This window comes from uncultured Friedmanniella sp. (assembly GCF_964244005.1).
In the GTDB taxonomy this organism is placed as follows: Bacteria; Actinomycetota; Actinomycetes; order Propionibacteriales; family Propionibacteriaceae; genus Microlunatus.
Window position 1 is genome coordinate 84,764 of record NZ_CAXTHG010000001.1, and the last position, 19,968, is coordinate 104,731.

The 19,968-nt window shown below is 72.0% G+C and carries 17 protein-coding genes; 7 read left to right on the forward strand and 10 right to left on the reverse strand.

Annotated features, from left to right (window positions below; all coding sequences use genetic code 11):
- Nucleotides 1-8: 8 nt before the first annotated feature.
- Nucleotides 9-440: a hypothetical protein gene (locus ACFE76_RS00400; RefSeq protein ID WP_375429749.1), complete on the reverse strand. Its 432-nt coding sequence runs from the start codon at nt 438-440 to the stop codon at nt 9-11.
- A 705-nt stretch (nt 441-1,145) separates the two neighbouring features.
- On the opposite strand from ACFE76_RS00400, the gene ACFE76_RS00405 reads away from it, so the two are divergent.
- A complete protein-coding gene (locus ACFE76_RS00405; protein ID WP_375429750.1) occupies nt 1,146-3,410 on the forward strand; it encodes an NADP-dependent isocitrate dehydrogenase in 2,265 nt (754 codons plus the stop codon).
- Between the two features lie 18 nt (nt 3,411-3,428).
- On the opposite strand, the gene ACFE76_RS00410 is transcribed toward ACFE76_RS00405, so the two are convergent.
- Complete coding sequence (locus ACFE76_RS00410; RefSeq protein ID WP_375429751.1) at nt 3,429-3,974, reverse strand: hypothetical protein; 546 nt, start codon at nt 3,972-3,974, stop codon at nt 3,429-3,431.
- Nucleotides 3,975-4,087: 113 nt separating this feature from the next.
- Between ACFE76_RS00410 and ACFE76_RS00415 the strand changes: the two genes are divergently transcribed.
- The 3 genes from ACFE76_RS00415 to ACFE76_RS00425 all read left to right on the forward strand — a co-directional run bounded on the left by ACFE76_RS00415 (nt 4,088) and on the right by ACFE76_RS00425 (nt 7,512).
- Complete coding sequence (locus ACFE76_RS00415; RefSeq protein WP_375429752.1) at nt 4,088-5,074, forward strand: malate dehydrogenase; 987 nt, start codon at nt 4,088-4,090, stop codon at nt 5,072-5,074.
- A gap of 62 nt (nt 5,075-5,136) precedes the next feature.
- Nucleotides 5,137-6,012, forward strand: coding sequence for a hypothetical protein (locus ACFE76_RS00420; RefSeq protein WP_375429753.1), 876 nt, complete (start codon nt 5,137-5,139; stop codon nt 6,010-6,012).
- 42 nt (nt 6,013-6,054) lie between these two features.
- A complete protein-coding gene (locus ACFE76_RS00425) occupies nt 6,055-7,512 on the forward strand; it encodes a S10 family peptidase (protein WP_375429754.1) in 1,458 nt (485 codons plus the stop codon).
- Between the two features lie 31 nt (nt 7,513-7,543).
- Here ACFE76_RS00425 and ACFE76_RS00430 read toward each other — a convergent pair whose 3' ends face one another.
- The 5 genes from ACFE76_RS00430 to ACFE76_RS00450 are packed head-to-tail and all read right to left on the reverse strand — an operon-like array spanning nt 7,544 to nt 12,470.
- Nucleotides 7,544-7,837 carry a DUF3017 domain-containing protein gene (locus tag ACFE76_RS00430; protein WP_375429755.1) on the reverse strand — a complete coding sequence of 98 codons (294 nt, stop codon included), beginning with the start codon at nt 7,835-7,837 and terminating at the stop codon, nt 7,544-7,546.
- A gap of 7 nt (nt 7,838-7,844) precedes the next feature.
- Complete coding sequence (locus ACFE76_RS00435; RefSeq protein WP_375429756.1) at nt 7,845-8,726, reverse strand: bifunctional methylenetetrahydrofolate dehydrogenase/methenyltetrahydrofolate cyclohydrolase; 882 nt, start codon at nt 8,724-8,726, stop codon at nt 7,845-7,847.
- Nucleotides 8,727-8,771: 45 nt separating this feature from the next.
- Nucleotides 8,772-10,376, reverse strand: coding sequence for a bifunctional phosphoribosylaminoimidazolecarboxamide formyltransferase/IMP cyclohydrolase (purH, locus tag ACFE76_RS00440; protein WP_375429757.1), 1,605 nt, complete (start codon nt 10,374-10,376; stop codon nt 8,772-8,774).
- Nucleotides 10,373-11,029 (reverse strand): phosphoribosylglycinamide formyltransferase, encoded by a 657-nt coding sequence (gene purN, locus ACFE76_RS00445; protein WP_375429758.1) that lies wholly within the window; start codon nt 11,027-11,029, stop codon nt 10,373-10,375. The genes purH and purN overlap by 4 nt, the downstream gene beginning before the upstream one ends.
- 10 nt (nt 11,030-11,039) lie before the next feature.
- The gene (locus ACFE76_RS00450) at nt 11,040-12,470 is read right to left on the reverse strand and encodes a DUF6350 family protein (RefSeq protein ID WP_375429759.1); all 1,431 of its coding nucleotides are present in this window, start codon (nt 12,468-12,470) and stop codon (nt 11,040-11,042) included.
- Between the two features lie 120 nt (nt 12,471-12,590).
- On the opposite strand from ACFE76_RS00450, the gene ACFE76_RS00455 reads away from it, so the two are divergent.
- Nucleotides 12,591-14,270, forward strand: coding sequence for a hypothetical protein (locus tag ACFE76_RS00455; RefSeq protein WP_375429760.1), 1,680 nt, complete (start codon nt 12,591-12,593; stop codon nt 14,268-14,270).
- Nucleotides 14,271-14,635: 365 nt separating this feature from the next.
- Here ACFE76_RS00455 and sucD read toward each other — a convergent pair whose 3' ends face one another.
- From sucD to ACFE76_RS00470, 3 genes are all read right to left on the reverse strand, one after another.
- Nucleotides 14,636-15,553, reverse strand: a complete 918-nt coding sequence (gene sucD / locus ACFE76_RS00460; protein WP_375429761.1) for a succinate--CoA ligase subunit alpha — start codon at nt 15,551-15,553, stop codon at nt 14,636-14,638.
- Between the two features lie 9 nt (nt 15,554-15,562).
- Complete coding sequence (sucC, locus tag ACFE76_RS00465; RefSeq protein WP_375429762.1) at nt 15,563-16,741, reverse strand: ADP-forming succinate--CoA ligase subunit beta; 1,179 nt, start codon at nt 16,739-16,741, stop codon at nt 15,563-15,565.
- A gap of 99 nt (nt 16,742-16,840) precedes the next feature.
- Complete coding sequence (locus ACFE76_RS00470) at nt 16,841-17,269, reverse strand: cobalamin B12-binding domain-containing protein (RefSeq protein WP_375429763.1); 429 nt, start codon at nt 17,267-17,269, stop codon at nt 16,841-16,843.
- Between the two features lie 343 nt (nt 17,270-17,612).
- Between ACFE76_RS00470 and ACFE76_RS00475 the strand changes: the two genes are divergently transcribed.
- Both ACFE76_RS00475 and ACFE76_RS00480 read left to right on the forward strand, forming a co-directional pair.
- On the forward strand, nt 17,613-18,581 hold the full coding sequence (locus ACFE76_RS00475) for a M23 family metallopeptidase (protein ID WP_375429764.1): 969 nt from the start codon (nt 17,613-17,615) through the stop codon (nt 18,579-18,581).
- Between the two features lie 215 nt (nt 18,582-18,796).
- On the forward strand, nt 18,797-19,738 hold the full coding sequence (locus ACFE76_RS00480; RefSeq protein WP_375429765.1) for a M23 family metallopeptidase: 942 nt from the start codon (nt 18,797-18,799) through the stop codon (nt 19,736-19,738).
- Nucleotides 19,739-19,968: the final 230 nt, after the last annotated feature.

A 19,968-nucleotide genomic window follows, 5' to 3' on the forward strand; every position in this document is an offset into this window, starting at 1 on the left:
TGTCAGCGTCAGTGGCTGCCATAGCGACCACCTACGCTGACAAGTCGGATCTGTTGGACGCCGAGAGCCAGCAGGTCGGACGCAATCGGCCCCGGATCAAGCCTCAGCTCCAGGTTGGTGGCACGGAGGACCTTGCGACCGGACACCACGACGGACCGTTCGCGTCGCATGTCGGCCTGCCACTGGCTCACGTCGAGGTGGTGACGCCCATCCACCTCGAGCACCACGATGCCGCCGTCGGGCAGGTCCCACTCGCAGTCCAGGTACCGGGGACGGCCAGTGGAGTCGTAGCGCAGGACCTGCCGTCGAGGCGGTACCAGCCCGAATCGTCGACACATCCGGGCCACGTCGAGCTCGCCCGAAGCTCCCGCACCCGCCGCGATGTCCTCGAGAGCCAGCCGTAGGTAAGCCTTGTGCCTGATCCGGCCTACGCGGGCCATCTCCTCCTGCAGCTGGGTGACCGTGCACAGTCGTTGCTGGACGACCGAGGCGGCAAGGGCGCAGGCGAAACGCGGGAAAGGCTGCCAAGCGGCCGCATCGAGGGTTGACTGCGCGGTCGGCGTCCTGGGGAGTCCTTCGCGCCACGTCCACCCTGCGGGATCGACTCGCCGCGACTCGTGAACCTGGACTCCCGGCAGCGGCGCCGACCGAGCGCCGCGGGGGATCACCACATGGATCTGCGGCCTCCCGGGCAAAGCCGGCGTGCCCCGCAAGCTCCAGGGCGGTATGGCTCGCGAGTGCCGCCAGTGGCCCAGCGTCCAGCACCGCCAACCACATCAGCTGTTGCCGCGTCGGCAGCCCGTTGCTCATCAACACCGCGTGGTCGCCCCAGGTCGTCCACCGACCGGCCTCGACTTGGCTGCGCACGAAGCTCCGAGTCATCCGGTGGTGTTCCGACCAGTCACGCCGCAGCACCCGGTGACCCAGTGCAGCCCGCGCGAGCGCGGCAGAATCGTTCCCAAGATCGGTGGTCATGTCCAGATCCTGGGCATCCGGACCCCGAATTTGCGCCAAACGGAAGACCTGTGGACGGCCACTCCGACGCCCCAGACCTGTGGATACCGACCTGTCAGCCCTGGTGGTCGCTCTAGCGGCCACTGACGCTGACAAGTCGGTGAAACCTTGGGCGCGATAACGTTCGCGTCGTGACCGACCACGAGAACAGCACTGCTTCCGGCACCATCATCTACACCCGGACCGACGAGGCCCCGGCGCTGGCGACCTATTCGCTGCTGCCCATCATCGCGGCGTTCGCCTCGACCGCGGGGGTACGGGTCGAGACCCGCGACATCTCCCTCGCCGGCCGGATCCTGGCCCTGTTCCCCGAGCGGCTGACCCCCGAGCAGCGGGTCAGCGACGCGCTGGCCGAGCTGGGCGCGCTGGCCAAGACGCCCGAGGCGAACATCATCAAGCTGCCGAACGTCTCCGCCTCGGTCCCCCAGCTCAAGGCGGCCGTGAGCGAGCTGCAGTCCCAGGGCTACGACCTGCCGGACTATCCCGAGAACCCGACCAGCGACGCCGACCGCGACATCCGCGCCCGCTACGACAAGGTCAAGGGCAGCGCGGTCAACCCGGTCCTGCGCGAGGGCAACTCCGACCGTCGCGCCCCCGCCTCGGTCAAGTCCTACGCCCGCAGCCACCCGCACTCGATGGGCGCCTGGTCGCCGGACTCGAAGACCAACGTGGCCCACATGAGCGCCGGTGACTTTCGTTCCAACGAGACCTCCACGGTGACCGACCACGACGGCACGCTGCGGATCGAGCTGGTGGCCGCCGACGGTACGACCACGATCCTGCGGCCCGAGGTCAAGGTCCTGGCCGGCGAGGTCGTCGACGCCACCGCGCTCGACGTCGCGGCGCTGCACGAGTTCCTGGCCGCCCAGATCGCCCGCGCCGAGGCCGAGGGTGTGCTCTTCTCGGTCCACCTCAAGGCCACCATGATGAAGGTCTCGGACCCGATCATCTTCGGCCACGTGGTGCGCGCGTTCCTGCCCGAGGTGTTCGCCCAGTACGGCGACGCGCTCGCGAGCGCCGGCCTCAGCCCGAACGACGGGCTGGGCGCGATCCTCGCCGGCCTCGACAAGCTCGACCAGGGGCCCGAGATCAAGGCCGCCATCGAGCAGGGGCTGACGGCCGGACCCGAGCTGGCCATGGTCGACTCCAACCGCGGCATCACCAACCTGCACGTACCCAGCGACGTGATCGTGGACGCTTCGATGCCCGCCATGATCCGCACCTCGGGCCACATGTGGGGGCCCGACGGTGAGGAGCAGGACACGCTTGCGGTGATCCCCGACTCTTCCTACGCCGGCATCTACCAGGTCGTGATCGACGACTGCCGGGCCCACGGCGCGTACGACCCGACCACGATGGGCTCGGTCCCGAACGTCGGGCTGATGGCCCAGGCGGCCGAGGAGTACGGCTCCCACGACAAGACCTTTGAGATCCCCAGCACCGGGACGGTCCGGGTCGTCGACGAGTCCGGGACGACCGTGCTCGAGACGTTGGTCAACCAGGGCGACATCTGGCGGATGTGCCAGACCAAGGACCTGCCGATCCAGGACTGGGTCAAGCTCGCCGTCACCCGAGCCCGCGCCTCGGGTGCGCCGGCGGTCTTCTGGCTCGACGAGGGTCGGGCGCACGACGCCAACCTGATCGCCAAGGTCAAGGCCTACCTGCCCGAGCACGACACCGACGGTCTGGACATCCAGATCCTCGCCCCGGCCGAGGCGATCGCCTTCTCCCTCGAGCGGATCCGTAAAGGTGAGGACACCATCTCGGTCACCGGCAACGTGCTGCGCGACTACCTCACCGACCTGTTCCCGATCCTCGAGCTCGGCACCTCGGCCAAGATGCTGTCGGTCGTCCCGTTGATCGCGGGCGGCGGTCTGTTCGAGACCGGCGCCGGCGGCTCAGCGCCCAAGCACGTCCAGCAGCTGCTCAAGGAGAACTACCTGCGCTGGGACAGCCTCGGGGAGTTCCTCGCGCTCGCGGTCAGCCTCGAGCACCTGGCCACCTCCACCGGCAACGCCCGCGCGCAGGTGCTGGCCGACACGCTCGACCGGGCCACCGGCACCCTGCTGGACGAGAACAAGTCCCCCAGCCGCCGGCTCGGCGGGATCGACAACCGGGGCAGCCACTTCTACCTCGCCCTCTACTGGGCGCAGGAGCTGGCCGCGCAGACGGTCGACCCCGCGCTGGCCGACGCGTTCCGTAGCGTCGCCGAACGGCTCACAACCGAAGAGCAGGCCATCGCCGGTGAGCTGCTCGCCGTCCAGGGTTCGCCGACCGACATCGGCGGCTACTATCACCCCGACGACGCCCTGGCCACCAAGGTGATGACCCCCAGCCCCACCCTCAACAAGACGCTTGACGACCTGTCAGCCGCCGCGGGTGCCCTGGCCCCGTGAGCGTCTGACACCTCGGGTTTACGCGCGGACAATCAGGTCCGCGCGCTCGGACGGGCGCTGGGCTGCGACGTAGGCCTCCTCCTGGGGCCACCAGTCGGTCCGCCAGCGCTCGACCAGCTCCGGTGAGTCGCGCTGGGCGATCCGCCGCCGCCGTACGGGCTCGGGCACATCCAGCCACAGGGTCAGGTCCCAGGGCACGCCGAGCCGGACGTCGGTCGCCGACACGCCTTCCACCACGACCGGGACACCGACCGGGATCTCGACGGCCGCACCCAGCGCGCCGGTGACCAGGTCCGCCGGCCGGTACCGGGCGTGGCGGCCGGCCAGCAGGGGATCAAGCACGTCCGCGACGAAGCGCTCCCGCTGCCAGGTCGGGACGTCGGGGTGGGCGAAGTCGTCCACCGGCACCACAACCGTTCCCGGCAGCACCGCGGCGATCCGGCCGGCCAGCGTGCTCTTGCCGGAGGCGCCCAACCCGTCCAGACCGATCCACAGCGTGCCGGTACGGCCGGCGAGCCGCGACCGCACGAGCGCGGGCACCTCGTCGACGGACGTGGCCGGCATCACCGGACCTCCCGTACCCGGGCAAGCCGGGGTGTTGCTAGCGTCAGCAAGACAGACACCACTGCCTCCACAGGTCTGATCGAGGGTCGACGGGGGCCAGCCGAGGAGCGTACGTGAGCACACCCGTCAAGGTCGCCGTCACCGGGGCCGCTGGCCAGATCTGCTACAGCCTGCTGTTCCGGATCGCCAGCGGCGCCATGCTTGGCCCGGACACGCCGGTCGAGCTGCGGCTGCTCGAGATCACCCCGGCGCTCAAGGCCCTCGAGGGGGTCGTGATGGAGCTGGACGACTGCGCCTTCCCGCTGCTCAGCAAGGTCGAGATCGGGGACGACCCGAACGTCGTCTTCGACGGGGTGAACATCGCCTGTCTCGTCGGCGCCCGCCCCCGGAGCAAGGGGATGGAGCGCGGGGACCTGCTCGAGGCGAACGGCGCGATCTTCAAGCCCCAGGGTCGTGCGCTGAACGACCATGCGGCCGACGACGTCAAGGTGCTGATCACCGGCAACCCGGCCAACACGAACGCGCTGATCGCCTTGAGCAACGCCCCGGACATCCCCGTCGGCCGCTTCAACGCCCTCACCCGGCTCGACCACAACCGCGCCATCGGCCAGCTCGCGAACAAGACCGGCAGCGCCGTCACCGACATCGCCCGGATGACCGTCTGGGGCAACCACTCCGCCACCCAGTACCCCGACATCAGCTACGCCACCGTGGCTGGCCGACCGGCGCCCGAGCTGGTCGACCAGGCCTGGCTCGAGTCGGACTTCCTGCCGACGGTGCAAAAGCGTGGCGCCGCCATCATCGAGGCCCGCGGCGCCAGCTCGGCCGCCAGCGCCGCCAGCGCCACGGCGGACCACGTCCGCGACTGGGTCCACGGCACGCCCGAGGGCGACTGGGTCTCGATGTCGGTCCCCTCTGACGGCTCGTACGGGGTGCCCGAGGGTCTGGTCTCGTCCTTCCCGTGCACCGTCACCGACGGCGCCTACACGATCGTCCCCGGGCTCGCGGTCAGCGACTTCTCCCGCGGCAAGATCGACGCCAGCGTGGCTGAGCTCGTCGAGGAGCGCGAAGCCGTACGGTCCCTCGGCCTGATCGGCTGACGCCAGCAGCCGGTACCGGAGGCCAGATCCGCCCGCTCCCGGCATGGAGGACACTGGTCGGCATGACCGATCACACCTCCGGCCCGGCCGGACAGGGCGCTGACCCCAACCCGTTCAGCCGCGAAGGTGCGGCCCCCGCCGAGACCCCGGGCACCCCGGACCAGCCGTCGGCCCAGCACGGGTCCGAGCAGCACGGGGCCGAGCAGCACGGGGCCGAGCAGTATGGGACTGAGCAGTACGGGGCGGGCCAGTATGGGACCGAGCAGTACGGGGCCGGCCAGGGCCAGGGCCCGTCTGCTGAGTCGGTGCAGGGCCACCAGGGCTCGACCGCCCTGCCGCCCGCGGGCGCAGACCCGAGCGGCAGCAGCGACCCCTACGGCTACCCGCCCGCCGACCAGCCCCCGTACGGTCAGCCCTACAGCCAGCCCAGCGCCAACCCCTACGGCCAGCCCTACAGCCAGCCCGCCAACCCGCCGTACGACCAGCCGCCCGCAACCCCCTACGGCCAGCCGAGTGCGGCTCCCTACGGTCAGCCCGACCCGACGCCGTACGGCCAGCCCAGCGCCAACCCGCCGTACGAGCAGCCCCCGGCCTACGGCGCGCCCGGGTACGACCAGTCCGGATACGGCGTGAACCCGTACCAGGGCGGCTACGGCTACCCGGCCTACGGGGCTGCGGCCCCGGAGCACCCCTCGGCCACGCCGGCCCTGATCACCGGCATCATCGGTCTGGTTCTCAGCTTCTTCTGCGGCGTCGGAGCCATCGTCGGCATCGCCGGCATCGCGCTGGGCCGCCGGGCGACGTCGGAGATCGACGCCGACCCCGCCCGCTACACCGGCCGGTCCAAGGCCAACGCAGGTTTCATCATGGGCATCGTCGGCCTGGGCATCCTGGTCCTCTGGGTCATCGGCTACGGCGCGATCTTCGCCTCCCGGTAGCGGTCGCAGAAAATTGTCAGCGCCCGCTCGTAGGGTCCTCCTATGTCCGAGGACCCACCAGCACAGCCGACCGAGACCGCGCCACCGACCGACGACCTGGTCACCACCAACCACACGATCGGTACCGGTCGCAGCCGGCTGAGCTATACCGCGACCACCGGCCGGGTCGTGCTCCGCGAGGAGGTCGTCGAGGAGGGCAGCTATCTCGGCGCCGAGCCGCGAGCGCAGATCTTCTCGACCGCGTACGTCCTCGACGACGCTGACCCGGCGACCCGGCCGGTCACGTTCGCCTTCAACGGGGGTCCCGGCTCGTCCTCGGTGTGGCTGCACCTGGGGCTGCTCGGTCCGCGCCGGGTGGTGATGGGCGATGTGGGCGCGCTGGCCCCGCCGCCGTACGGGCTGACCGACAACCTCGAGTCGCTGCTGCGGGTCTCTGACCTGGTCTTCGTCGACCCGGTCACCACGGGCTACTCGCGCGGCAGCAAGGGCCGCCAGGCCCACGACTACCACGGCTACGGGCGGGACCTGGAGTCGGTCGGGGAGTTCATCCGGCTCTGGACCAGCCGGCACGACCGCTGGCGGTCACCGAAGTTCCTGGCCGGTGAGTCCTACGGCACGACCCGGGCCGCGGCGCTGGCGTCGCACCTGGCCGAGCGGTTCGGTCTCTACCTCAACGGCCTGATGCTGATCTCCTCCGTCCTCGACATCGGCTCCGTGGACTTCGTCGACGGCCTCGACAGCGCGTACGCGCTCTACCTGCCGACCTACACCGCCGCCGCGCACTTCCACGGCCGGATCGACGGCGAGCTGCGGGCCCGGATCGCCGAGGCGGAGGAGTTCGCCTCCCGGGAGCTGCCGTGGGCGCTGGCCCGCGGCCACCGGCTGCACGGCGCCGAACGCGCCGCCGTCGTCCGCCGCTACGCCGAGCTGACCGGCCTCGCCGAGGACTACGTGGACCGGGCCAACCTGCGGGTCGAGCTGGGTGCCTTCACCGTCGAGCTGCTGCGCGACCGCGGGCTGCAGCTCGGCCGGCTGGACATGCGCTTCACGGGCTGGCCCGAGGACCGCCTGGCCGCCGTCGCTGCGACCGACCCGAGCTATGCGGCGATCCTCGGCCCGTACGCCGCCGCGATCAACGGCTATCTTCGCGCTGAGCTCGGCTACGTCACCGACACGACGTACAACATCTTGACCGACGCGGTCCAGCCCTGGTCCTACGCCGAGTTCGAGGGTCGTCCGGTCGAGGTCGCCACCGCCCTCGCCAGCGCGATGCGCGCCAACCCGCACCTGCGGGTGCACGTCTCCTGCGGCTACTACGACGGGTCGACGCCGCATTTTGCGGCCGAGCACGTGTTCGCCCACCTCAAGGTGCCGCCGGCCGAGCTGAGCCGGATCAGCTGGGCCTACTACGAGGCCGGGCACATGATGTACGTGCACGAGCCGAGCCGTCGACAGCAGTCGGCCGACCTCGCCGCCTTCGTCACCGGGGCCGCGCCCTAGGAGGGTGGTGTGAGGAACGTGGGCTCGGGGATCAGCGACCGGGTGGGACGACGACGGCCAGCACGAGCACGGAGGCTCCGGCCAGCGCGAGGACGCAGACGTCGAAGACCTTGCCGCGTACCTGCAGCAGTCCTGCGCCTCGGCTGGGCAGCAGGAGCCGCTCCGCCCCACCGACCAGCAGGGACGCGCCTATCACGATGCTGCCGAGCCGCCAGCTGGAGTCACCGACCAGCGCGATCACGAGCCCCAGGAGCACCCCGGCCGCGACGACGAGCAACGGCCACTGGCGCAGGGAGAGCGCCGCCGCCGGCTCGGGCCGGGTCACCGTCGGCTCATCCGCGCTGCGCCGCCAGGGCCTCAGCCCGGTCGACGACGTTGCTGAGCAGCATGGCCCGGGTCATCGGGCCGACGCCGCCCGGGGTGGGCGCCACCCAGGAGGCGACCTCGTGCACGCTCGGGTCGAGGTCGCCGACCAGGCCAGCGTCGGTGCGGGTGATGCCGACGTCCACGCAGACGGCGCCGGGCTTGATCATGTCCGCGGTGACCAGACCCGGCCGGCCGGCCGCCGCGATCACGATGTCGGCGGTCCGGGTGTGCGCGGCCACGTCAACGGTGCCGGTGTGGCAGAGCGTGACGGTCGCGTTCTCGCTCTTGCGGGTGAGCAGCAGCCCGAGCGGGCGTCCGACCGTGGTACCGCGGCCGATCACGCAGATCTCGGCCCCCGCGAGCGGGACGCCGTAGCGCCGCAGCAGCTCGACGATGCCGCGGGGCGTGCACGGCAGCGGCGCGGGTTCGGACAGCACCAGCCGACCCAGGTTGATCGGGTGCAGCCCGTCCGCGTCCTTGCCAGGGTCCACCAGCTCGAGCGCCCAGTTGTCGTCGAGGCTGCCCGGCAGCGGCAGCTGCACGATGAAGCCGGTGCAGGCCGGGTCGGCGTTCAGTCGTTCGATCTCACCCTGCAGCTCGGCGGCGCTGGTCGAGGCCGGCAGCTGCACCTGGATCGAGGCGATGCCCACCTGCTGGCAGTCGCGGTGCTTGCCGGCGACATAGGAGTGGCTGCCCGGGTCGTCGCCGACGAGCACCGTGCCCAGGCCCGGGACGATGCCCCGCTCGGCCAGCGCCGCGACGCGCACCCTCAGCTCTGCCTTGATGGTGGCGGCCAACGCTTTGCCGTCGAGGATCTGGGCCTTGCCGTCGAAGATCTGCGCCGTCATGGCTGCTCCGGTTCTGTACGCGAGGGTTCGTCGATCAGGGGTGGGTCAGTGGTAGAAGTGGCGGGCACCGGTGAAGTACATGGTCGCCCCAGCCGCGCTGACGGCCTCGATCACCGAGTCGTCGCGCATTGACCCGCCCGGCTGCACGATGGCGCGGACGCCAGCCTCCAGCAGGATCTTGGGCCCGTCGTCGAAGGGGAAGAAGGCGTCGGATGCCGCCACCGCGGCGCGCACCCGGTCACCGGCCCGCTCGACGGCCAGCCGGCACGAGTCGACCCGGTTGACCTGCCCCATGCCGACCCCGACCGAGGCGCCGCCGGCGGCGAGCAGGATGGCGTTGGACTTCACCCCACGGATCGCCTGCCACGCGAACTCGAGGTCAGCGAGGGTGGCCGCGTCCGCGGGCTCCCCCGCGGCGAGCTGCCAGTGCGCCGCCAGGTCGTGGTCGAGGCCGACGACGTCACGCTGCTGCAGCAGCAGACCGCCGTCGATGGCCCGCAGCTCCACCCCGCCGGTCGTGGCCGGTTCGACGACGAGGATGCGGATGTTCTTCTTGGCGGTCAGCACCTCGACGGCGCCGTCCTCGTACGCCGGGGCCAGGATCACCTCGGTGAACACCTCGGCGACCTGGCGGGCCATCGCCACGCTGACCGGCCGGTTCGCCGCGATCACGCCACCGAAGGCCGAGACCGGATCACAGGCCTGGGCGAGCCGGTGCGCCTCGGCGACGTCGGCGCCGACGGCGATCCCGCACGGGTTGGCGTGCTTGATGATCGCGACCGCCGGGACGGCGAAGTCGTAGGCCGAACGGCGGGCCGCGTCAGCGTCGACGTAGTTGTTGTACGACATCTCCTTGCCGTGCAGCTGCTGCGCGCCGGCGAGTCCGGACGCCCCGGGCCGGCGGTAGAGCGCTGCGGCCTGGTGCGGGTTCTCGCCGTAGCGCAGCTCGGCGCTCTTGGTCCACGTCGCCCCGACCCACCCGGGGAACCCGCTCTCGGCTGAGGGCGCCAGCACGCTGCCCATCCAGCTGGCCACGGCCACGTCGTAGGTGGCGGTGTGCACGAAAGCCGCGGCCGCCAAGGCCTTTCGCTGACTCAGCGTGGTGCCGCCCGCGGCGAGGGCGGCGAGCAGCTCGGCGTACTGGTCCGGGGAGGTGACCACGGCGACCGACGGGTGGTTCTTGGCCGAGCTGCGCACCATGGCCGGGCCACCGATGTCGATCTGCTCGACGCACTCGTCGGGGGTGGCGCCGGAGGCAACCGTGTCGGCAAAGGGATAGAGGTTGCTGACCAGCAGGTCGAACGGTGCGATGCCCAGCTCGTCGATCTGGTCCCGGTGGGCCGGCAGCCGCAGGTCAGCCAGCAGACCGGCGTGCACCGTGGGGTGCAGCGTCTTGACCCGGCCGTCGAGGCACTCGGGAAAGCCGGTGACCGCCTCGACCGGCGTCACCGGATAGCCGGCGTCAGCGATGGTGCGGGCCGTGGACCCGGTGGAGACGATCTCGGCCCCGGCGTCCACCAGCGCGGCCACCACGGTCAACAGCTCGGTCTTGTCGTACACCGACACCAGCGCGCGACGGATCGGACGCCGTTCCTCGGTGGTCGGGCTGACGTCGACGGCGTTCTCGACGGGGGTCTGCGGCTCGCTCATGCGTCCCAGTGCACCTTTCGGTCGGCGACCTGCCACCGGCGGGTGGCGAGCGCGTGCGTGATGGCGACCAGCAGGTCGCGTTCGGCGGTCTTGATCCGTTCGTGCAGGGTCTCGACCGTGTCGTCGTCGGCGACCCGGACGGCGACCTGGTCCAGGATCGTGCCGGTGTCCACGCCGGCGTCGACGAGGAACACGGTCGCGCCGGTGATCTTGACCCCGTACGCGAGGGCGTCCCGCGGCCCGTGGATGCCGGGAAAGGAAGGCAGCAGGGCGGGGTGGCTGTTGATCATCCGGCCGCCGAAACGGCCGAGGAAGTGCGCACCGACCAGCTTGAGGAAGCCGGCACTGACCACCAGGTCCGGCTCGTACGCGGCGACCACCTCGGTCAGCCCCGCGTCCCACACCGCCCGCTCGGTGCCCGGCACCAGCGCGTGCACGAAGGTCGGGATCCCGGCCCGAGTCGCGCGGTCCAGTCCGGCCACTCCGGGCCGGTCCGAGCCGACGGCCACGATCTGCGCCCCGTACGCGGGGTCGGCCGACGCGTCGATCAGCGCCTGCAGCAGCGTACCGGTCCCCGACACGAGCACCACCAGCCTCGCCGGGCCGCTGGCCTGACGCCCGCCGGGCGGGGAGGAAGCAGCGGCGACGGGCACGGGGGCCAGCCTATCGGGACTGCTCCGGGCGGCCGGGGGTCGCGGGGGGTCGCAGGATCTCGGTGGGCTCGTCCGTGCTGGGGACGGCGGCGCCCGGCTCCGCGGCGTCGGGCTTGAGGGCGGTGGCGCCGGCACGGCGGTGCAGCACCTCGGTGGCTTCGGTCTCGGGGACGGTCGCGGTCTCGAGGACGGTCGCGGTCTCGGGGACGGTCGCGGTCCGACGTGACCGCCGGCGCCCGAGGCCGAGCGCGAGCCCGGTCACCATCCCGGACAGGCCGAGCGTGGTCACGGCCATCACCAGCAGCGGCAGCAGCAACGGCCCCAGACCCGAGAGCCGCAGGATGCCGAGGTCGCCGCTGGCCGCCCAGGCGAGACCGACGAAGACGAGGCCGCCCGTCAGCCCGGCCAGGCCGCCGACCAGAGACGTCTCGTCAAAGCGGGCCTGCGGCCGGGCCCGGACGACCAGCCAGGCCGCGACCGTCCCGGCGAGCACGCCCGCCGCCAGCCACCACAGGGCCACGACCGGTCCGGGGCCCTCGCCGGGCAGGGCGCCGAGCAGAGGCAGCCCGGGCAGTACGCCGAGGTCGGTGCCGCCCGGCGCGACGATCGAGCCGTTGCCGAGGGTGAAGCCGCCGCCGAGCGCGTACGAGGTGGCCCAGACGAAGGCGTTGGGGGCGAGCGCGAGCTGGGCACCGAGCAGCGCGATGGCACCGGTGACGCCCGGGTGCAGCTGCTCCTGCAGCGCGGTCACCCGGTCCAGGTGGCGTACGACCGCCGTGATCAGGACCGCAGCGCCGGACGCGACCAGTACGACCTGAGCCCCGACCACCGCCCGCGGCACCGGTCGCAGCCAGGCCGGCCAGCGGCGGGTGAGCGAGACGCCGAGGGCCCGCGCGGCGCCGTGCAGAGCCGCGAGCGCCAGCACGGCGACGACGACCGCGAGGTGACCCGGCGCCAGCGAGGGACGTCCCTCGGCGGCCGCGACGACCAGGACCGGTAGCAGATAGCAGCCCACGACGAACAGGGCGAGGGGCAACGGCCGTGGCTCGGTGTCCGGGCGGGCGGAGCGGGCCGCGAAGGCGGCGGCCCGGGAGAGCAGGACGGCCGTCAGGGCGGTGAGGCCCCACGGCACGAGCGTGACGTCGACCCTGCCGAGCTGGACCCCGACCCCGGAGCCGGCCAGCCACAGCCGGGTGCCGACCCGCAGGGCCCCGTTCAGGCTGCCCGGATCGCCCGCCACCCAGCCGACGACGGCCAGTCCGGCCACCAGCAGCCAGGTGGCCGCAACGCTGAGCAGGACGCCGACCAGGGCGGCCAACGGCCAGCCGATCCGCAGCCGCTGCGGCTCCGGGCTGGTCCGGCCGCGATCGGGGTCGGCCGGAACGCTCGCGTGCAGGGCGAGGTCGACGTCGGTACGGCGCGGGGACAACAAGGAAGCCATGGCCCGTCCATGCTCGCCCAGCCGGGCAGGACGAGCGGGCCGGACACGCCCGACCCGGGGTAAAGTCTTGGGGTCCCGCGTCCGGCGGCGACCCATCCACACCGCGAGGAGCTCGTACGCATGGTCGATCCCGATCCCGGGTACCGACCCCGGCGCGCCTTTGTCGAACCCGCCGACGCCGACGCGACCGACAGCAGGACCTCCGCAGCACCCGCAGCTTCCGCGACGCCCCCGCCCGCAGTGCCCGCCGACAAGGAACAGCCGCCGCCGCTCTTCCGTGACGAGGTGCCCGGCTCGACCCGGCAGCCGTCGGTGGCCGAGGAGTCCCTCGGCGAGCAGACCCGGATCGTCCGACCGTTGACCTTCCGGCAGCGCCGCCCGGCCCCGGTGGACGAGGACGCCACCACCCTGTTGCCCCGGACCGTGACCGGTGGGCGGCGGACCTCGGTGGAGGACGACGACGACGAGGACGAGCCCAGGCGCAGCCTGCTCGGACCGCGGGTCCGGCTGGCCCTGCTGGCCGGTACCCTCGCGGCGGTCATCGTCGTCGGCGCGGCCATCATCTACGCCGTCAGCTCGGTCGGCACCCCCGCGGTCCAGCCGAGCACCAGCACGTCGGTCGGCCCGACCAGCTCAGACTCGGGCACCCCGACCGCCGACCCCAACGCCCTGCTGGCCGACAGCCAGCTGCTGACGACGACCGAGGCGGGGCAGATCGACGGGGACCGCACCTGGAAGGTCGCGCTGACCCAGCGCGGCGCCGGCAACGCCCCCGCCGCGCCCGCCTGCCTGACCGACGACCCGGTCGACGGTGAGCCCGCCGCCAAGCAGGAGGTGCTGCAGCTGCTCAGCAGTACCGGCAAGGACGCGCCGAGCGCCCTGCACCAGGCGACGGCGTACGCCTCGCCCGAGGACGCAGCCCAGGCTTACGCGCTCGCGGCCAAGGCGTTCGGCAGCTGCGTGGCGGCCGGCTCCTACATCGCCGGCGGCGCGACCGTCACCGGCGTCGGCGACCAGTCGGCGGGGCTCGTGGTCAACGTGGTGACCGGAGGCAAGGTGCAGTGGCACAGCATCGTCCTCAGCCGGACGGGCCGGGTGCTCAACGTCCTGGACGCCGCCCGGCCGAAGAAGTCGCTGCCCGTCCGCGACGTGGCCGCGGCGCTCGCCGCTGTGACCACCACCCAGTGCGAGGCGGCGGGCGGCACCTGCGCCACCTCGCCCGAGGTCACGCCCGGCCCACCGCCCCTCGGCGGCGACGTGCCCGGCTTCCTGGCCACCGGCGACCTGCCGCCGGCGGGCGATGCCGACGAGTCCTGGGTGGCGACCCCGGCCGAGGAGCCGAGCGACAGCTTCCTCGGCTCCCAGTGCGAGACCGTCAACTGGGCCCGTACGGGTGCCACCGCCGCCAGCTCGCGGATCTACCTGATCCAGAGCAGCGTCAAGTTCGGCCTGAACGACATCGTGCTGACCATGAAGGACGACAAGGCCGCCACCGCCTTTGCGGAGAAGATCCGCGACGACCTGTTGAGCTGCAGCAAGCGCCAGCTCACCGCCTCGGTCACCGACCCGGCCGAGGTCAGCGGCGTGGGCGCCTCGGGCACCACCGTCACCGGCTGGACCTCGACCGTCTCGCAGAAGACCCCGAAGGAGACCCTGCGCTACCGCGTCGGCGTCGTCGCCTCGGGCACCAAGGTGGCCTACACCTTCCTCAGCCCCCAGACCGGCGGCTACGACCTCACCGACGACGAGTGGGACGTCGTCGCCGTCCGCGCCGGCCAACGGATGACCCAGGTCCCCTGACCCTCGCCGCCGGGGTCTCACGCCGGAGCGACGACGGCTGGGCGGCGGCTCGGCAGCTCGCCCGCCCCGTCCGTCTGGGCGACAGCGACCGGGCAGAGCCCGGACGGTCACTTCACAGGCCCAAGGCGTCTCGTGCGCCCTCGGCAAGGGGCGCAACGCAGCCCGTGAGGGTGTGAAGTGACCGTCCGGGCTCTGCCGCGATCAGCAGGTGTCCTCCCCGTCCGCGCCGACTGCCGGCACCTCCGTCCGAACCGACGGCCGGCACCTACGGCGTCGCCCGTCTGGTGGTGTCCCGGTCCACGGTCACCAGCGCGTACCCCAGACCTCGACGAGAGGCTCCGGGGCACGTGCGGGTCGTCCAGCTATCAGCCGGCGAGGCCCTGCATGATCTCGCGCATCAGGTCGGCAGTCTCGCTCGGCGTCTTGCCGACCTTGACCCCGGCGGCCTCGAGGGCTTCCTTCTTGGCCGCGGCGGTGCCCGAGGAGCCCGAGACGATGGCGCCGGCATGACCCATGGTCTTGCCCTCGGGAGCGGTGAACCCGGCGACGTAGCCGACGACCGGCTTGGTCACATGGGCGAGGATGTACTCGGCCGCCCGCTCCTCGGCGTCGCCGCCGATCTCGCCGATCATCACGATCGCGTCGGTGTCGGGGTCGTCCTGGAAGGCCTGCAGGGCGTCGATGTGGGTGGTCCCGATGACCGGGTCGCCGCCGATGCCCACCGCGGAGGAAAAGCCGAAGTCCCGCAGCTCGTACATCATCTGGTAGGTCAGGGTGCCCGACTTGGAGACCAGGCCCACCCGGCCCGCCTTGGTGATGTCGGCCGGGATGATGCCAGCGTTGGCCTGTCCGGGCGAGATCAGCCCCGGACAGTTCGGGCCGATCAGTCGGGTCTTCGAACCCTGGGAGAGCGCGAAGAACTCTGCGCTGTCCTTGACCGGTACGCCCTCGGTGATCACGACGGCGAGCGGGATCTCGGCCTCGATCGCCTCGACCACCGCCGCCTTGGTGAACTTGGCCGGGACGAAGATCACGGTGACGTTCGCACCGGTGGCCGCGACGGCGTCGCCGACGGAGTTGAACACCGGCACCGACGTGCCCTTGCTGGCGGAGCCGGCAGCCTCGGCCGGGGGAAAGTCGACGCTCTGGCCGCCCTTGCCCGGGGTGACGCCGCCGACGATCGCGGTGCCGGAGGCCAGCATCCGGCCGGTGTGCTTGCGGCCCTCGGAGCCGGTCATCCCCTGCACGATGACCTTGGACGCGGAGTTCAGGAAGATTGCCATGTCAGGTCCTCAGTTCGCAGCCAGCTCGGCGGCCCGCTCAGCCGCTCCGTCCATCGTGTCCACCTGCTCGAGGCCGGGCAGCGCCGCCTCGCTGAGGATGCGCCGGCCCTCCTCGGCGTTGTTGCCGTCCAGCCGGACGACCAGCGGCTTGGTGACCGCTTCGCCGCGGCTCGCGAGCAGCTCGAACGCCTGCACGACCCCGTTCGCCACCGCGTCGCAGGCGGTGATCCCGCCGAAGACGTTGACGAAGACACTCTTGACCTGCGTGTCGCCAAGGATGATCTCGAGGCCGTTCGCCATCACCTCGGCGCTCGCGCCGCCGCCGATGTCGAGGAAGTTCGCGGGCCGTGGGCTGCCGGGAAACTGTTCCCCCGCGTACGCGACGACGTCGAGGGTGCTCATCACCAGGCCGGCGCCGTTGCCGATGATCCCGACGGAGCCGTCCAGCTTGACGTAGTTGAGGCCCTTCTCCTTGGCCGCGTTCTCCAACGGGTCGCTGGCGGAGTCATCGACCAGCCCGGTGTGCTCGGCGTGCCGGAAGTCGGCGTTCTCGTCGAGGGAGACCTTGCCGTCCAGGGCCACGATGGCGCCCTCGGCGGTCTTCACCAGCGGGTTGACCTCGACCAGGGTCGCGTCCTCCCCCTCGTACACCTGGCCCAGCAGCTGGAACACGCGGGCGAGCTCAGCCGCGTCCGCGGCGTCGAAGCCGGCGGCTGCCACGATCTCCTCGGCCTTGGCCTGGTCGATACCGACGATCGGGTCGACCGCGACCCGGGCCAGGGCGTCCGGTCGCTCGACGGCGAGCTGCTCGATCTCCATGCCGCCCTCCTTCGAGCACATGGCGAGGTAGCGGCGGTTGGCCCGGTCGAGCAGCAGGGAGAAGTAGTACTCCTCGGCGATGTTGGCGCCCTCGGTCACCATCACGGTCTTGACGGTGTGGCCCTTGATGTCCAGCCCGAGGATCTCACTCGCCCTGGCCTTGGCCTCGGCGGGACTGCGGGCGATCTTGACACCGCCCGCCTTGCCGCGTCCGCCGACCTTGACCTGGGCCTTCACCACGACGACCGGCGTCCCCAGCTCGGCCGCCGCAGCCTCGGCCTCCTCCGGTGTCGTCGCGGTGATCCCGCGCAACACCGGGACGCCGTGCGCCTCGAAGATGTCGCGGGCCTGGTACTCGTACAGATCCACCGTGCCTCCTGCTCGTCGGCCTCCTGCGTCGAAGGCGTAGTCGAGACTAGTGCCAGGAGCAGTCGGCACACCCAACGGGGGCGGCCGGTCCGTGACCCGCTAGAGCTCGCGGGACAGCCCCACGTGAGCGCGCACCCAGGTCACGATGTCGGCCATCGAGGCGCCTGGGGTGAAGACCTCGCCCACCCCCAGCGCGGTCAGCGCCTCCCGGTCCGCCGACGGGATGATGCCGCCGCCGAAGACGACGATGTCACTCGCGTCGTGCGCCGCCAACAGGTCCAGCACCCGGGCGAACAGGGTGAGGTGAGCCCCCGACAGCACCGACAGCCCGATCGCGTCGGCGTCTTCGGCCAGCGCGGTGGCCACGATCTGTTCCGGCGTCTGGTGCAGTCCGGTGTAGATGACCTCCATGCCAGCGTCCCGCAGCGCCCGGGCCACCACCTTCGCTCCGCGGTCGTGCCCGTCGAGCCCCGGTTTGGCCACCACGACACGCAGCCGCGCCAGGGGCTCGTTCGCGGTGGCGGGCACGACCGCCAGGTTAGTCGGCCGACCCGTCCGGTCCGATCCGGCGTCGCTCCCGCTCCGAATAGAGGTCAGCGCGTCCGTCCGAACTCCGGTGCCGTGCGCGATTCGGGACTAGTTTCAGGACTAAAGCCCCTGATTGAAGGGTTGGGAGCACACCAGAGTGGCGCCTACCATGAGTAAGCCGATCCGGGCAGCCTTCCCCCTCCTGGACGAACACCGAGGGAGAACTCACGTGCCAGCCGAGCCGACGACGCGTCGCGGTTCCCGCGCGGCCGTGAGTGGCGGTTCCCGCGCGGCCGTGAGTCGCGGTTCCCGCGCGGCCGTGAGTGGCGGTTCCCGCGCGGCTGTGACTCACCGGTCGGCGTCGCGCAGCTGGCTCTCCAACGCCGTCGTCGCCCTCGGCATCTCGACCGTCGGGCTCGCTCTGGCGGGTACGGGAGCCTTGAGCACCAGCGCGGCTCCCCGTACCCCGGTGAGCAGCCCCACCGCCTCCTCGGCCGCCGCGCCCGTCCGTACGGTGCCCAGCGCGACGCCCGCCCCGGCGGTCGACCCCGAGATCCTGAGCGCCTACCCGGGTGCGGACGAGGTGGAGCCGTCCCGGCTCCGCGAGGCCATCGTCGGCGAGCGGGCGGCGCAGCGGGCCGAAGAGCTCGCCAAGAGCGCCGACGAGGTCAGCCGGACCGCCCGGACCGCCACCAGCAAGGCCCGGCAGGAACAGCTGACCGCCGACGAGCTCGCCACTCAGTCGAAGGGGGCCGAGCTCTCCAAGGCCGCCCTCGAGCGCGCCGTGGCCGCCCGGCTCGCCGCGGCCGCCGCTCGTGCCGCCGCCGAAGCCGGGCAGCCCGCCGTGACCACGCCCCCCACCGACCCGACGACGACGGTGGTCGCCGGTAGCGGTGCGGGAGTCGCTCCCGTCCCGGGCGCCGTGGTCGGCGCCGGGTTCGGTGAGGTCGGCCTCTGGTCCCGCTACCACACCGGGCTCGACTTCCGGGCGGCGTACGGCATCCCGATCCGCGCCGTCAAGTCGGGTGTCGTCCTCTACGCCGGCAACTCGGGCAACTGGGCCGGCAACCACGTCGCGATCCAGCACGCCGACGGCATGACGACCATGTCCTCGCACATGTCGTCGATGGCCGTGACCGCCGGCCAGACCGTGACCGCCGGCCAGGTGATCGGCTACGTCGGGGAGACCGGCCGAGCGTTCGGGGCCCACCTCCACTTCGAGCTCTACCCCGCCGGCGTCAAGTACGGCGACGTCTACAAGGCGGTCAACCCGCTGCCCTGGCTGCGCGCCGCCGGGGTCATCACCCGCTGATCGGGGCTGGCCGGCGAGAGTTGCCTCACATCGGGAGCCTCGCTGAGCGGGACCTCGTGTGGTCGCACTTTGGCTGGGCGTTACCCATCCGTTATGGTCTCTAGGTCTGATGCAGTCTGCAGGTCCTCGGGGGAAGCGGTGTACCACCGCGCGATGGGGGCTACTGCACGAGAACGTCCGAGCAGTCCACGCCCCGCCGTCCGAGGAGATCCTGAGTGCCCACGATTCTGTTGCCCGACGCGCCTGCGCGCCGTGCGCTGATCGAGGACCTCAAGACCGACCGTCGCGGCTGGTTCCGGCACGGGATCACTGCCCTCGCCGTCTCGCTGCTCGGCCTCGGCGTCGCGGGCTCCGTCGTCCTCACCGGTCATGCCGAGAGCACCCAGCTGGCCGCCCCCCGCGTACAGGTCGTCAAGAACTCCTCCGTTGCGCTGCCGTCCGCGTTCGACCGCGGCGAGCAGAGCACCAGCCGTAGCAGCGGCCGGCCCGCCCTCGGCGCCGCGCAGCTGAAGAGCCTCGCCGACCAGCGCGCCGAAGAGCTCAGCAAGACCGACGACCAGATCACCCAGGCCGCCAAGGTGAAGGCGGCTGACGCGCGGGAGAAGTCGCTCGAGTCCGCCTCGAAGTCGACCGAGGAGCAGGGCTCCCAGCTGGTCAAGGACAAAGCCGCCGGTGCTAGCTCGGCCAGCAGCAGCCCGGCAGCCGAAGCCCCCGCCACGCCCGCGAGCGGCGGCAAGAGCTGCATGCCGGTGACCGGCCACTACAGCATCGCGGCCCGCTTCGGCCAGGTCGGCATGTGGGCGCGCTACCACACCGGCTTCGACTTCTCCGCACCCGTCGGCACCCCCCTGCACGCTCCGGCGAACGGCGTCGTGACCAACGCCGGCTCCGGTCCCGCCAGCGGCTGGGCCGGCAACTACGTCGCCATCCGCTACCCGGACGGGACCTCGTCGCTGATGGCGCACATGTCGACCGTCTCGGTCAGCGTCGGCCAGAACGTCACCGCCTGCCAGGTGGTCGGCGCGATCGGCATGACCGGCCGCACCTTCGGCCCTCACGTCCACTTCGAGATCTACCCCGCCGGTGTCACCCCGGGCGACGTCTACAAGGCCGTCAACCCGGTCGCCTGGCTGAACGCCCACGGCCTCAAGCCGTAGCGCTCCCCGGCGCCAGCCCGGCTTTCGGCGGACCCTCCCGGCTGGCGCCCTCCCCCGGGCAGAGCCCGGACGGTCACTTCACAGGCTCAAGGCCGACTTTGCGTCTGCGCGCGCGCCTGTGATGTCGCCCGCGAACCTGTGAAGTGGGGGTCAGGCCAGGGCCCGGGAGGCAGAGGCGGCCGTGGAGGGGCTGGGCTGGGCTGGGCCCGGGAGGAAGCGCGCGACGAGCG

Coding starts and splice junctions, on each gene's coding strand:
- ACFE76_RS00450 (WP_375429759.1), bottom strand. CDS start 12,470: ATGGCTTCCTTGTTGTCCCCGCGCCGTACCGACGTCGACCTCGCCCTG.
- ACFE76_RS00400 (WP_375429749.1), bottom strand. CDS start 440: ATGGCCCGCGTAGGCCGGATCAGGCACAAGGCTTACCTACGGCTGGCT.
- ACFE76_RS00420 (WP_375429753.1), top strand. CDS start 5,137: ATGACCGATCACACCTCCGGCCCGGCCGGACAGGGCGCTGACCCCAAC.
- sucD (WP_375429761.1), bottom strand. CDS start 15,553: ATGGCAATCTTCCTGAACTCCGCGTCCAAGGTCATCGTGCAGGGGATG.
- ACFE76_RS00410 (WP_375429751.1), bottom strand. CDS start 3,974: ATGCCGGCCACGTCCGTCGACGAGGTGCCCGCGCTCGTGCGGTCGCGG.
- purH (WP_375429757.1), bottom strand. CDS start 10,376: ATGAGCGAGCCGCAGACCCCCGTCGAGAACGCCGTCGACGTCAGCCCG.
- ACFE76_RS00425 (WP_375429754.1), top strand. CDS start 6,055: ATGTCCGAGGACCCACCAGCACAGCCGACCGAGACCGCGCCACCGACC.
- ACFE76_RS00455 (WP_375429760.1), top strand. CDS start 12,591: ATGGTCGATCCCGATCCCGGGTACCGACCCCGGCGCGCCTTTGTCGAA.
- ACFE76_RS00435 (WP_375429756.1), bottom strand. CDS start 8,726: ATGACGGCGCAGATCTTCGACGGCAAGGCCCAGATCCTCGACGGCAAA.